12 protein-coding genes are annotated in these 12,207 nt (G+C 66.9%); 7 read left to right on the top strand and 5 right to left on the bottom strand.

Annotated features, from left to right (window positions below; all coding sequences use genetic code 11):
• The first annotated feature begins 61 nt into the window (after window positions 1-61).
• Both KP010_RS07565 and KP010_RS07560 read left to right on the top strand, forming a co-directional pair.
• Window positions 62-1,258 (top strand): divergent polysaccharide deacetylase family protein, encoded by a 1,197-nt coding sequence (locus KP010_RS07565; RefSeq protein ID WP_142862593.1) that lies wholly within the window; start codon window positions 62-64, stop codon window positions 1,256-1,258.
• Complete coding sequence (locus tag KP010_RS07560) at window positions 1,255-1,746, top strand: RNA pyrophosphohydrolase (protein ID WP_142862594.1); 492 nt, start codon at window positions 1,255-1,257, stop codon at window positions 1,744-1,746. The genes KP010_RS07565 and KP010_RS07560 overlap by 4 nt, the downstream gene beginning before the upstream one ends.
• Here the strand turns inward: KP010_RS07560 and lipB are convergent.
• Entirely contained in the window at window positions 1,728-2,471 is a 744-nt protein-coding gene (gene lipB / locus KP010_RS07555; RefSeq protein ID WP_142862595.1) for a lipoyl(octanoyl) transferase LipB, read from the bottom strand. The two genes, KP010_RS07560 and lipB, sit on opposite strands and share 19 nt — an antisense overlap.
• A gap of 14 nt (window positions 2,472-2,485) precedes the next feature.
• On the opposite strand from lipB, the gene KP010_RS07550 reads away from it, so the two are divergent.
• Both KP010_RS07550 and KP010_RS07545 read left to right on the top strand, forming a co-directional pair.
• On the top strand, window positions 2,486-2,833 hold the full coding sequence (locus KP010_RS07550) for a type II toxin-antitoxin system RelE/ParE family toxin (protein WP_246659802.1): 348 nt from the start codon (window positions 2,486-2,488) through the stop codon (window positions 2,831-2,833).
• Window positions 2,767-3,153 carry a HigA family addiction module antitoxin gene (locus tag KP010_RS07545; RefSeq protein WP_246659803.1) on the top strand — a complete coding sequence of 129 codons (387 nt, stop codon included), beginning with the start codon at window positions 2,767-2,769 and terminating at the stop codon, window positions 3,151-3,153. Before KP010_RS07550 ends, KP010_RS07545 begins: the two co-directional genes overlap by 67 nt.
• A 25-nt stretch (window positions 3,154-3,178) precedes the next feature.
• On the opposite strand, the gene KP010_RS07540 is transcribed toward KP010_RS07545, so the two are convergent.
• The 3 genes from KP010_RS07540 to KP010_RS07530 form a co-directional block, all read right to left on the bottom strand.
• On the bottom strand, window positions 3,179-3,448 hold the full coding sequence (locus KP010_RS07540) for a hypothetical protein (RefSeq protein ID WP_108915782.1): 270 nt from the start codon (window positions 3,446-3,448) through the stop codon (window positions 3,179-3,181).
• 89 nt (window positions 3,449-3,537) lie between these two features.
• Window positions 3,538-3,777: a hypothetical protein gene (locus KP010_RS07535; RefSeq protein WP_108915781.1), complete on the bottom strand. Its 240-nt coding sequence runs from the start codon at window positions 3,775-3,777 to the stop codon at window positions 3,538-3,540.
• 132 nt (window positions 3,778-3,909) lie between these two features.
• Window positions 3,910-4,119, bottom strand: coding sequence for a cold-shock protein (locus tag KP010_RS07530; RefSeq protein WP_108915780.1), 210 nt, complete (start codon window positions 4,117-4,119; stop codon window positions 3,910-3,912).
• Window positions 4,120-4,397: 278 nt separating this feature from the next.
• On the opposite strand from KP010_RS07530, the gene KP010_RS07525 reads away from it, so the two are divergent.
• On the top strand, window positions 4,398-6,155 hold the full coding sequence (locus tag KP010_RS07525) for a glucan ABC transporter ATP-binding protein/ permease (RefSeq protein WP_142862597.1): 1,758 nt from the start codon (window positions 4,398-4,400) through the stop codon (window positions 6,153-6,155).
• Window positions 6,156-6,395: 240 nt separating this feature from the next.
• Entirely contained in the window at window positions 6,396-9,854 is a 3,459-nt protein-coding gene (gene smc, locus KP010_RS07520; RefSeq protein WP_142862598.1) for a chromosome segregation protein SMC, read from the top strand.
• A gap of 208 nt (window positions 9,855-10,062) precedes the next feature.
• Here the strand turns inward: smc and KP010_RS07515 are convergent, their stop codons facing one another.
• Window positions 10,063-11,358 carry an O-acetylhomoserine aminocarboxypropyltransferase/cysteine synthase family protein gene (locus tag KP010_RS07515; RefSeq protein ID WP_142862599.1) on the bottom strand — a complete coding sequence of 432 codons (1,296 nt, stop codon included), beginning with the start codon at window positions 11,356-11,358 and terminating at the stop codon, window positions 10,063-10,065.
• 248 nt (window positions 11,359-11,606) lie between these two features.
• Between KP010_RS07515 and KP010_RS07510 the strand changes: the two genes are divergently transcribed.
• Window positions 11,607-11,795, top strand: coding sequence for a 4Fe-4S dicluster domain-containing protein (locus KP010_RS07510; RefSeq protein ID WP_018267040.1), 189 nt, complete (start codon window positions 11,607-11,609; stop codon window positions 11,793-11,795).
• The last annotated feature ends 412 nt before the right edge of the window (window positions 11,796-12,207 follow it).

The raw sequence follows: 12,207 nt of genomic DNA, 5'->3' as shown, positions 1-12,207 counted from the left end.
TTGATGAATGATCGAGGCGCCGGGAATCGCGCCTCGCCGCAATAGGGAGCCGCTGCGGGCCATGACCGACGAATTGAACGCGCCATTGGGCTTGAACGCGGCGCCGGAACCGCGCCCCGCGCCGCGCCGGCGCGGGCGGGCCGTCGTTTTCGCCGCGGCGCTGCTCGGCGGCGCTTGTCTCGCCGCCTTCGCGCCGACGATGCGCGACCCGCAGGCCGGCCGGCCCGTCGCCGTCGCGCGCATAGAGACGGTCGAGCCGCCGGCGCCGGCGAGCGCTCCCGCGGAACATGCCGCCACAGAATCCGACAAGCGCGCGGATGAAATCGCCGACATAGAGAAGCGCTCCGGCGTCAAGATCACGCGCATCGGCGGCGCCGAGGCGCCCGGCGCTCTCGTGATAAGGCTCGACGAGCAGCATACGGCGCTCGCGCCCGCGCCCGACAAGCGCGTGATGGAAAAGGGCCGCCACGGCCCGCTGCCCAAGATCGGCGCCGGCGGCGAAAAGCCGATGGAAATCTACGCCCGCCCCGCCGCCATCAGCGCGCGTCTGCCGGCCGGCGCGCCACGCGTGGCGCTCGTCGTCGGCGGCGTCGGGCTCAATGCGCAGCTCACGGCGAGCGCCATCGACGAATTGCCGGGCGCCGTCACGCTGGCGCTCGCGCCCTATGGCGCCGATCCCGAGAGCGTCGCGGCGAAGGCGCGCGACCGCGGTCACGAGATTTTGCTGCAGGCGCCGATGGAGCCTTACGATTATCCACGCGAAAATCCCGGGCCGCACACGCTGCTGACGACGCGCGGCGCCGGGCTCGACGATCTGCGCTGGCTGATGAGCCGCTTTTCCGGCTATATCGGCGTCGTGAACTATCTCGGCGCGCAATTCACCGCCGACGAGACGGCGCTGACGCCGACGCTCACGGACATAGCCGGGCGCGGGCTGCTCTTTCTCGACGACGGCACCTCGCCGCGCTCGCTGGTCGCGAGCCTGGCGCCGCGCCTCGCCTTGACGGCGGCGCGGGCGGATGTGGCGATCGACGCGGGCGCGTCTGGCGAGGCTGTGGAGAAGGCCTTGACGCAGATCGAGGCGCTGGCGCGCCGTAATGGTCAGGCGATCATCGTCGCCGGCGCGCTGCCGCGGACGATGGCGCGCCTCGCGCGTTTCGCGCGTGAGCTCGAGCGCAAGGGAATAGCGCTCGTCCCGCTGAGCGCGCTAGCGTCGCGGGTCGAGGACAAAGAGGCGAGAGCCGGAAAGTGGAAATGAGCGAGCTGGCCTACAGACCCTGCGTCGGCGTCATGCTGATCAACGCGCGCGGCCACGTCTTCGTCGGCCGCCGCGTCGGCAAGGACGATCCGCCGCTTCTCCAGCAATTCGTGTGGCAGATGCCGCAGGGCGGCATAGACGAAGGCGAGGAGCCACTCGCCGCGGCGCTGCGCGAATTGCGCGAGGAGACCAATGTGACCAGCGTCTCCGTCCTCGCCGAGAGCGCGGATTGGTATAGCTACGATCTTCCGCCGGAAGCGAACAAGCGCCGCAAATATCGTGGCCAGACGCAGAAATGGTTCGCGCTGCGCTTCACTGGCGACGAGGCCGAGATCGATGTGGAGCGCCCATACGGCGGACGCCATACGGCGGAATTCGACGCTTGGCGCTGGGAGCGCGCGGCGCTATTGCCGCAACTGATCGTGCCCTTCAAGCGCGACGTCTATGAGCGCGTGGTGCGCGATTTCGCTCATCTCTCGGGAGACTGAGGCGCCGTCGTCGCTCCGAAAATCGGCTCGAAGGCGCGGCGCAAAGCCGCGTCCACCGTCGCCATATCGGAGACCTCGCCGAGATCGGCGAGGCTGGTGACGCCGAGATGCGCTTGCCGCACGCCGCAAGGCGCTATGCCGGAAAAATGCGTGAGGTCAGGCGCGACATTCAGCGCCAATCCATGGAAAGTGGTCCAGCGCCGCACGCGCACGCCGATCGCGGCGATCTTGTCCTCGGCCGGCTCGCCGAAGAGGCCCGCCGGCTTGTCCGGCCGGCGCGTCCACACGCCGACGCGATCCTCGCGCCGCTCGCCGGCGACGCCGAGCGAAGCGAGCGTTTCGATGAGCCAGGCCTCGAGCCCGGCCACATAGGCGCGCAGATCGCGCTTTCGCCGTGTGAGGTCCAGCATCACATAGGCGACGCGCTGTCCCGGCCCATGATAGGTGAATTGCCCGCCGCGCCCGCTGCGATGCACGGGAAAACGCGCATCGAGAAGATCGGCCTCCTTGGCCGAAGTTCCGGCGGTATAGACGGGCGGATGCTCGATGAGCCAGACGCGTTCGGGAGCCGCGCCCTCGGCGATGCGCTCGACGCGCGATTCCATCTCGGCGACGGCGGTCTCATAGGGCGTGAGGCCGGGAGCCACGACCCATTCCACCGGCGGCGAACCGGGCCGGGGGAGAAGGGAAAGGGCGCAATCGTCGCGGGTGAGCGGGGCGGTCATGGCGGGAATCTATCGTGCGCCGCGGCGATGCTCCAGCGGCGCGGCTCGAAAAACACTTGCGATATGTACGGTTACGCCGTACATTAATTGCGATTAACCTTTGCACGATCAAGCACCGAGGCCTGAGGCGCTTCATCGAGAGCGACGACCCGAGGGAGCTGCGTGCCGATCTGGTGAACCGAACGCGCAACGTCGCCGCGACGAATATGGAGGGCCTGCAAGGCCCGCCGGGCTGGCGGATACATCAACTTTCCGGGGACAGGGCCGGAACCTGGAGCATTTCCGTTTCCGGCAATTGGCGCATTACGTTCGAACTCGACGGCGGCGAAATCGCCAACCTCGACTTGGAGGATTATCACTGATGACCGACGCGCCTGTGACCATAGGCATGAGGCCGCCGCATCCCGGCGTTTTCATCCGCGAGGAGGTCCTCGAGCCTCTCAATCTCTCGGTCGCGCAGGCCGCCGATGCGCTGGGCGTGCGCCGCGCCACTTTGTCCGACCTCGTGAACGGCAAAGCGGCTTTATCGCCGGAAATGGCGCTGCGCATAGAGAAGGCGTTCGGAATGAGCATGGACACTCTGTTGAAGATGCAGGCGTGGTTCGACGCCTGCGCCATGCGCGACCGCTCCGACCAGATCGCCGTGAAGCGGTTTGTCCCGAAAGCCTCTGCGCAAAGTTGAAACGGCTCGCTTCACGTCGCGGAATTTATTTTTTCGAGTCGACTCGTCGTGGCAGCGGAAATTCCGCGCTTTCATATAATCCGCGAATCGCCGCGCCGGAATATGTCGCCTCCGCCACTTCGAGCGAGCAGCTTCCCAGCATGGCGGGAGGCATGTCCTCCACGGCGTAGCGAATCGCCTCCGCAGCCTGGGCGAAGCGCCGGAATTGGACGGAGTTCTGATAGGATCTCGACCGTTTGGCGAGAGTCTTGGACGAGAAAAGGCCGGCTTCCATGCCGTAATCGAATGCGCTCATCGCTCTTCTCCCTGTCGTCCGCGCTTTTCGGCGCGAAATCGATCACGGCGCCGCCGCGCGGCCTGTGTGGGACGAGACGAAGCGAGAAACTACCAGGCGAATTCCATTCCCGCTTCCGTCACGACACGTTCGAGACCGTCCCGGTCTCCTTTGATGACATATTGGAATCCCGCGCCGCTGTCGGGCAGCAGGCGCATGATCCGAAATGTCTCTTTTTCCGATCGCGCGCCGATGCGGTGATAGATTTGCGCGCCGAGACGAAACTTATGCGTCGGCGCCTCTTTGCGAAGCCGCTGATGGCGGGAGAGCTCATTCGAGTGCGCGCTCATAATGTCGGGCCCTTTCGGATGGAGTGCGACGCGCCGATCCTTTGAGGAGCGACGCGCCTCCACCGGGGGAGAAGGCCCCGCGCTCGCCGCCGGTACATCCGCGGTCGGCGTGCAGGGCCCGATCGCTCGAGGTCAGTCGACCTTCAGCTGATCCGCCGATGATTTGCCGCTGCGCCGGTCGACGACGATCTCATAGGAGAGCTTCTGGCCTTCGGCGAGGCCGGGCAGGCCCGCGCGCTCGACGGCGCTGATATGAACGAAGACGTCGGCTCCGCCGGCCTCCGGCTGAATGAAGCCGAAACCCTTTTGCGCATTGAACCATTTCACTATGCCGGTCTGCATGACTTGTCCTTTCGAAGAACAGGGGGATTTGGGGCGTTCGCGACATGCGACGCCTCACGTGATCGATGTTCTGGAGAGGAAGTCATAATGCCCGGGGCGCCGTTAGGCGCGAAGCAGGAGTCGACCGGCCGAAAACTCGATAGAACCTATGTGGGCCATATGGGCGGATAATACAAGCGTGGCTGGCGAGAATTCGCGAAGCTCTCGTCTCGCGCGACCTTGCGCTCTCCGCCCCGCCCGCTATAGACCGCGTCATCGCCTCACCCATTTAGTTGCTCATGTCCGTCCTCGCCGTCTATCTCCGTGTCCTCGCGCAGCTGAAGCCGCAGAAACGTCTCGCGGCGATCCTCGTCGCCGCCAATCTCGCCGTGGCCATCGCGCAATTCGCCGAGCCCATGCTGTTCGGCCGTGTCATCGACGTGCTCACGCGCGCGCAGGCGGCCGGCGTCAAGCTCGCCTGGGGCGATCTCGTGCCTCTGCTCGCGGCCTGGGCCGGCTTCGGCCTCTTCTCCATCGCCGCCTCTGTGCTGGTCGCGCTCCATGCCGACCGCCTCGCGCATAGGAGCCGGCTCGCGGTGATGGCCGCTTATTTCGAGCATGTGCTCGATCTGCCGTCGAGCTTTCACGCCGGCGCGCATTCCGGCCGGCTGCTGAAGGTGATGCTGGAGGGCGCCTCCGGCATGGCGGGGCTGTGGCTCTCCTTCTTCCGCGAGAATTGCGCCTCCTTCGTCGCGCTCTTCGTGCTGCTGCCGGCGACGCTCCTCGTCAATTGGCGGCTCGCTCTGCCGCTCATCGTGCTCGTCATCGTCTTCGGCGCGCTCACCTCCTTCGTCCTGCGCCGCACCGAGCAATTGCAGAGCAAAGTGGAGCGTCATCATTCGTCGCTCGCCGAGCACGCCTCCGACGCTTTGGGCAATGTCGCCGTGGTGCAGAGCTTCACGCGCGTGCAGAGCGAGACCAATGCGCTGCGGCGGATCATCGACGAATTGCTCGCCGCGCAAATTCCGGTGCTGTCCTGGTGGGCGCTCGCCGCAGTGGCGAGCCGCGCCTCGGCGACGCTCACCCTGCTCGTCATTTTTCTGCTCGGCGCCTGGCTGCATTTGCAGGGCCTCGCCTCCATCGGCGAGATCGTCGCCTTCATGAGCTTTGCGACCATGCTCATCGGCCGGCTCGAGCAAATGGTCGGCTTTTTGAACGTGCTGTTTCTGCTCGCGCCGAAAATCGCCGAATTCTTCTCGATCCTCGACACGCGCCCGACGGTCGCCGATCGCGAGGATGCGCGCGATCTCGGCCGGCTCGAGGGCGAAGTCGCCTTCGAGAATGTGAGCTTTTCTTATGGCGGCGAGCGTCTCGCGCTGCGCGACGTCTCCTTCTCGGCGCGGCAGGGCGAGACCATCGCGCTGGTCGGCGCGACGGGCTCCGGCAAATCGACGACGCTCGGTCTCTTGCATCGCGTCTTCGATCCCGCGCAAGGCCGCGTGACGATCGACGGGGTCGACATTCGCGACATGACGCTGACCTCGCTCCGCCGCAACATAGGCGTCGTGTTTCAGGAGCCCATGCTATTCGCACGCTCGATCGAGGAGAATCTGCGCGTCGGCAAGCCGGATGCGAATGAAGAAGAGATCGCCCGCGCGGTGGAGCTGGCGCAGGCGCGCGATCTCGTCGCGCGGCAGAGCGAGGGGCTTTCGACGATGGTCGGCGAGCGCGGCCGCACGCTGTCGGGCGGCGAGCGGCAGCGCCTCTCCATCGCGCGCGCGCTGCTGAAGGACCCGCCGATCATGATCTTCGACGAAGCGACCAGCGCGCTGGACGCGACCACCGAGCGGCAATTGCAGCAGGCGCTGGAGGCGGCGACCGCGGGCCGCACCACTTTCATCATCGCGCATCGTCTGGCGACGGTGCGCCATGCCGATCGCATTCTCGTGCTGGATCGCGGCGAGATCGTCGAGAGTGGGACATTCGACGAGCTGGTGGCGAAACGCGGGCTGTTCGCCGATCTCGCCAAGGCGCAGTTCATCACCGCGGGGGCGTGATCGCCTCCTCTCCCACCCTCGCCCTCATGCTGAGGAGGCCGCGAAGCGGCCGTCTCGAAGCACGAGGGCGAGCTCCAGAAGGCGGCGCATGAAGCTTCCCTCGTCCTTCGAGACGCGGCCTGCGGCCGCTCCTCAGGACGAGGGAAGCTTCACCCGATCGCTCGCCGGGAGGCCCCGCCTCCACAACATATCGCGGTCCTGTTCTTGCCTTCCCCGCTATTTTGTGGCGCTCTTGCCGCCATGAAATTCCAGCGGCTCCGTCTCCTCGGCTTCAAGAGCTTCTGCGAGGCCACAGATTTTCTGATCGAGCCCGGCCTGACCGGCGTCGTCGGGCCGAATGGCTGCGGCAAATCCAATCTCGTCGAGGCCCTGCGCTGGGTCATGGGCGAGAACTCCTATAAGAACATGCGCGGCTCGGGGATGGACGACGTCATCTTCTCCGGCGGCGGCTCGCGCCCGGCCCGCAATGTCGCGGAAGTCGGCCTCGTGCTGGACAATAGCTCCCGCACCGCCCCGGCCGCCTTCAACGACGCCGAGACGCTGGAAGTCACCCGCCGCATCGAGCGCGAGGCCGGCTCCACCTATAGGATCAACGGCCGCGAGGTGCGCGCCAAGGATGTGCAGCTGCTCTTCGCCGACGCCGCCACCGGCGCGCGCTCGCCGGCGCTGGTGCGCCAGGGGCAGATCGGCGAGATCATCTCGGCCAAGCCGCAGGCGCGCCGCCGCATTTTGGAGGACGCCGCCGGCGTCGCCGGCCTGCATTCCCGCCGTCACGAGGCCGAGCTGCGGCTGACCGCGGCCGCCGAAAATCTCACCCGCCTCGAGGATGTGCTGAAGCAGGTCGACGGCCAGACCGAGAGCCTGCGCCGTCAGGCCCGGCAGGCGCAGCGCTATCGCGCCGTGGCGGCGGAAATCCGTAAGAATGAGGCGCTCGCCGCCTATATCGCGCATCGCCAGGCGAGCGAGCAGCTGACCGCCGCCGAGCGCAAGCTGGAAGAGGATTTGAAGCTCGTCGAGGAGCGCACGCTGCAGCAGGCCGAGGCCGCGCGATTGCAGGCGATCGCCGCCTTCGAGCTGCCGAAGCTCCGCGACAAGGAGGCCGAGGCCGGCGCCGCGCTGCATCGGCTGATCATGGCCCGCGACGCGCTGGACGGCGAGGAGAAGCGCGCCAAGGACCGCATCGCCGAGCTGACCCGCCACGCCGAGCAATTCGCCCGCGACGTCGAACGCGAGCGCGCGCTGATCGACGACGCCGCCGAGGTGACGCAGCGGCTCGAGGACGAGCGCGGCGAGCTGGCCGAGCAGGACGCCATCGGCGCCGAGCGCGAAGCGGAAGCGCGCGAGCGTCTCGCCGAGATAGAGGAAGCGCTGGCCCGCACCGAGGCCGAGCTTTCCGAGGCGCAGCAATCGCTGGCGGGCGTCAACGCCCAGCGCGGCGCGCTGGAGGCGGCGCTGCGCGAAGAGACCCAGCGCGTCTCGCGTTTCGAAGCCGAGCTGACCCGCGTCGAGACCGAATTTGCGCTGATCGCCGGCCAGGGCGGAGCGGCGGAAGAGGTGGAGCGCCTCGCGCAAGCGCTGGAAATGGCGAGCGAGCAGGCGCGCGAAGCCGATGAGACCGCGCTGATGGCCGAGGAGGCGGCGATCGAGGCGCGCGAGGCCGAGGGCCTGTCGCGCCAGCCGCTGGCGGAGGCGGAAAAGCGCGCGGGCCGGCTCGAGACCGAGGCGCGCACGCTGGAGAAGCTGCTCGAATCGGGCGGCGGCGATCTCTGGGCGCCGATCGTCGAGAGCGTCAGCGTCGAGAAGGGCTATGAGACGGCGCTCGGCGCCGCGCTCGGCGACGATCTCGACGCCTCCATCGAGACCTCCGCCCCGGCCCATTGGGCGCTCACTTCTGGCGCCGGCGATCCCTCGCTGCCGCCGGGCGTGCGCACGCTCGCCGAAATGGTGCAGGCGCCGCCGGCGCTGGCCCGCCGCCTCGCCCAGATCGGCGTCGTGCTGCGCAGCGAGGGCGCAGCATTGCGCACGCTGTTGAAGCCCGGCCAGCGCCTCGTCTCCAAGGAGGGCGACCTCTGGCGCTGGGACGGATTCACCCAGGCCGCCGAAGCGCCGACGCCGGCGGCCCGCCGTTTGGCCGAGAAGAATCGCCTCGCCGACCTGCGCCTCGAGGCCGCCGCCGCCCGCGAGGCCGCCGATGCGCTCGCCGACGAGGCGCAGACGGCGCAGGAGCAGGCGCGCGCCGCCGCCCTCGCCGAGAGCGCCGCCCGCGAAGGGCAACGCCGCGCCCGCGCCGCGCTGGAAGAAGCGCGCGAGCGCCATGTCGTGGCGGAGCGCCGCCTGGGCCAGATCGCACAGCGTCTCTCGGCGCTCGAGGAGGCCAAGGCGCAAATCCTCGCCAATCGCGACGAGGCGGCGATGAAGCGCGAGAGCGCCGCTCAGGCGCTGGACGCTCTGGACGAGCCCGCCTCGCTCGCCGGCGCGGTGGAGCATGTGCGTTCCCGCGCCGCCGCCGAGCGCGCTCAGGCCGGCGAGGCGCGCGCCGCGCTCACCTCGCTGCGCCATCAGGCCGAGACGCGCGCCGCCCGCAAATCCGCGATCCTGCGCGAGAACGCCTCCTGGATGGAGCGGCGCGACCGCGCGCAGGACCGCATCGCCGAATTGGAGCGGCGCCTCGAGGATTCGCGTGACGAGCAGGAGCGGCTGATCGATTCGCCGGAGACCTTCCTGCTCCAGCGCCGCAATCTTCTCTCGGCGATCGAGGAGGCCGAGGCCGCCCGCCGCGCCGCCGCCGATGCGCGCACGACCGGCGAGACCGCGCAGGCGGAATCCGATCGCGCCGCCCGCATGGCGCTGGAGGCGATGAGCGCCGCGCGCGAGGAGAAAGCTCGCAGCGAGGCGCAGCTGGAGGCCGCACGCCGCCGCTCGGCCGATGTCGAGCACGCCATCGCTATGGAATTGGAGAGCGAGGAGCATTCGCTCGCCGAGCTCGCCGGCGTCACCGGCGAGGAGACGCAGCTCCCCTCCATCCCCGATATCGAGCGCAAGCTGGAAGGGCTGAAGGCGGATCGCGAAAGATTGGGCGCGGTGAATCTGCGCGCCGAGGAGGAGCTCGGCGAGATCGAGACGCAGCGCGACAAGATGATGGCCGAGCGCGAAGACCTCGCGGAGGCGATCAAGAAATTGCGCGGCGCCATCGCCAGTCTCAACAAGGAAGGCCGCGAGCGCCTGCTCGTCGCCTTCGAGCAGGTGAACGCGCATTTCAAGGATCTGTTCAGCCTGCTGTTCGGCGGCGGCACGGCGGAATTGCAGCTCATCGAGAGCGACGATCCGCTGGAGGCCGGCCTCGACATTCTCGCCCGCCCGCCGGGCAAGAAGCCGCAGACGATGACGCTGCTCTCCGGCGGCGAGCAGGCGCTGACCGCAATGTCGCTGATCTTCGCGGTCTTCCTCACCAATCCGTCGCCGATCTGCGTGCTCGACGAGGTGGACGCGCCGCTCGACGATTACAATGTCGAGCGCTTCTGCGCTCTGCTCGAGGATATGCGCAAGAAGACCGACACGCGCTTCGTCGCCATCACGCATAATCCCATCACAATGGCGCGCATGGATCGGCTGTTCGGCGTGACGCAGGCGGAGCGCGGCATTTCGCAGCTCGTCTCCGTCGATCTCGAGCAGGCCGAGAGATACGCGCAAGCGGTTTGAGGGCGCGGCCAAATGAGCGTGCACACCCTCCCCTTTAGGGGGAGGGTCGGACCGCGAAGCGGTCCGGGGTGGGGTTCCCCGGCCAAGAATCGGGGGTCACCCCCTCCCGAGCGCCTGCGGCGCTCGACCTCCCCCCTCGAGGGGGAGGTGGAAACGCCTTTCCGGGCGCCGCTTCTCGTTCGCACGCCCTTTCTCACATTCCCGCGCGTCAGCTCGCCGCCTTCAACGCCTGATTCAGATCGGCGAGAATATCGTCGATATGCTCTATGCCGATGGCGAGGCGCACATAGCCGGGCGTCACGCCGGTCGCGAGCTGCGCCTCCGGCGAGAGCTGCGAATGCGTCGTCGTCGCCGGATGAATGGCGAGGCTGCGCGCATCGCCGATATTGGCGACATGATAGAAGAGCTTCAGCGCATCGATGAAATTGCGCCCCGCCTCGAGGCCGCCGGCGAGCTCGAAGCCGATCAGCGCGCCATATTTGCCTTTCAGATATTTATCGGCGCGCTCGCGCTCCGCGCCGCTCTGGCGCGAGGGATGAATCACTTTCGTGACCTCGAAGCGCGTCGAAAGAAAATCCGCGACCGCCTGCGCATTGGAGACGTGCCGCTCTATGCGCAGCGGCAGAGTCTCTATGCCCTGCAGCGTGAGGAAAGAATTGAAAGGCGAAGGCGCGGAGCCGAGATCGCGCAGCAATGTCGTGCGCGCCTTGATGATATAGGCGACGGGGCCGAGCGGTTTCACCGCCTCCACCCAGACGGCGCCGTGATAGCTGGCGTCCGGCGTGTTGAGCGCGGGCTGGCGCTCGGGAAATTTCTCCCAATCGAAATTGCCGCCGTCGATGATCGCGCCGCCGATCGACGTGCCATGGCCGCCGATATATTTGGTCGTCGAATAGACGACGATCGCCGCGCCATGCTCGAGCGGCTTCACCAATAGCGGCGCGGCGGTGTTGTCGGCGATGAGCGGAATGCCATATTCGCGGCCGATCGCGGCGACTTCCGCAATGGGAAAAACGACGAGCTTGGGATTGGGCAGCGTCTCGGCGTAATAGGCGCGCGTGCGATCATCGGTGGCGCGCCGGAAATTCTCCGGGTCGCTCGGATCGACGAAGCGCACCTCGAGGCCCTGGTCCTTCAGCGTGTTGGCGAAGAGATTCCAGGTGCCGCCATAAAGGTCTGTGGAGGCGACGACATTGTCGCCGGCGCGCGCGAGATTTTGCAGCGCGAAGGCCGAGGCCGCCTGGCCGGAAGAAAGCGCGAGCGCCGCGACTCCGCCCTCGAGCGCGGCGAGACGCTCCTCGAGCACGGAGGTCGTCGGATTGCCGATGCGCGTGTAAATATTGCCCAGCTCCTTCAGCGCGAAGAGATTTGCGGCGTGTTCGGTGTCGCGGAACTGATAGGAGGTCGTCTGATAGATGGGCGGCGCGACGGCGCCGGTCGTCGGATCGGAACGCCAGCCGGCGTGGAGGGCCAGTGTCTCGGGATGCTTGCTGTCGATCGGCATTTCCGTCCTCGTTTTTTGGCGCCACGGCGCACTCGCGGGCCGGATTAAACCGGATTATTAGTCTACGGGCAATGTCGGGTTTAAAGGCGTCGCCGGTCGCCGCCCGCGCGACGATCCGTCGCGAGCGGAAGCGTCTCGCAGCGGCCCGCGGTAAATTGAAACGATTCTTGCTTACCCCCATCTGTCGCGTCGAGACGCGCGGCGCCGTTTCGCGGGCGCCGCGTCCCAAAACGATCGGGGAGAGTATTATGGCCTTGAAGATTATCGCGTCGCAATGCACCGTCTGCGGCGCCTGCGAGTTCGACTGTCCGACCGCCGCCATTCGCATGAAGGGCGACACCTATATCATCGACCCCAAGAAGTGCACGGAATGCGACGGCGAGTCTCCGCATTGCGCCGAGGTTTGTCCGGTTCCCGACACTTGCGTCCCCGCGTGACGCCAGACGCGACCAGATAGTCGGCGATATGAGCGGCCCTCCCCGGCGGGGTTTCCCCCGGGGAGAGGTAAGCGTGTTTGTTTTGAGCCGTTGGGCGCGCTAGCGAGCCGCCGCGGAATAGGGTTCGGCTCAGCTCTTAAATAGCCCGCTCACGACAAATCCGACTAGGCCGATTGCTGACACTGCCGTGCTGCCGACGAGAGCGGAAAGCACGACCTCGGGAATCTTCATATATCCAAGTCCAAAGCAGACTAGAATCAAAAATACAGCTACAGAGTAAGACACCAGATAGCAAAACACCCAACTGGCATACCGCCATCTCAGCTTTCGATTAACCCGCCGATCTCTGTTTGTCTGCTCAACAAGATTAATATTTGCCCTCCGCTCTCTGTTATCGAGAGCGCGCCGCTCC

It is taken from the genome of Methylosinus sp. KRF6 (assembly GCF_018887255.1).
In the GTDB taxonomy this organism is placed as follows: Bacteria; Pseudomonadota; Alphaproteobacteria; order Rhizobiales; family Beijerinckiaceae; genus Methylosinus; species Methylosinus sporium.
Note: the sequence above shows the minus strand (reverse complement) of the source record. Positions and strands in the feature narration are given on the sequence as shown.

What these genes read in the sequence shown, in the direction of transcription:
- KP010_RS07565 (WP_142862593.1), top strand. Translation starts at nt 62, where the DNA reads ATGACCGACGAATTGAACGCGCCATTGGGCTTGAACGCGGCGCCGGAA.
- KP010_RS07560 (WP_142862594.1), top strand. Translation starts at nt 1,255, where the DNA reads ATGAGCGAGCTGGCCTACAGACCCTGCGTCGGCGTCATGCTGATCAAC.
- lipB (WP_142862595.1), bottom strand. Translation starts at nt 2,471, where the DNA reads ATGACCGCCCCGCTCACCCGCGACGATTGCGCCCTTTCCCTTCTCCCC.
- KP010_RS07540 (WP_108915782.1), bottom strand. Translation starts at nt 3,448, where the DNA reads ATGAGCGCATTCGATTACGGCATGGAAGCCGGCCTTTTCTCGTCCAAG.
- KP010_RS07535 (WP_108915781.1), bottom strand. Translation starts at nt 3,777, where the DNA reads ATGAGCGCGCACTCGAATGAGCTCTCCCGCCATCAGCGGCTTCGCAAA.
- KP010_RS07530 (WP_108915780.1), bottom strand. Translation starts at nt 4,119, where the DNA reads ATGCAGACCGGCATAGTGAAATGGTTCAATGCGCAAAAGGGTTTCGGC.
- KP010_RS07525 (WP_142862597.1), top strand. Translation starts at nt 4,398, where the DNA reads ATGTCCGTCCTCGCCGTCTATCTCCGTGTCCTCGCGCAGCTGAAGCCG.
- smc (WP_142862598.1), top strand. Translation starts at nt 6,396, where the DNA reads ATGAAATTCCAGCGGCTCCGTCTCCTCGGCTTCAAGAGCTTCTGCGAG.
- KP010_RS07515 (WP_142862599.1), bottom strand. Translation starts at nt 11,358, where the DNA reads ATGCCGATCGACAGCAAGCATCCCGAGACACTGGCCCTCCACGCCGGC.
- KP010_RS07510 (WP_018267040.1), top strand. Translation starts at nt 11,607, where the DNA reads ATGGCCTTGAAGATTATCGCGTCGCAATGCACCGTCTGCGGCGCCTGC.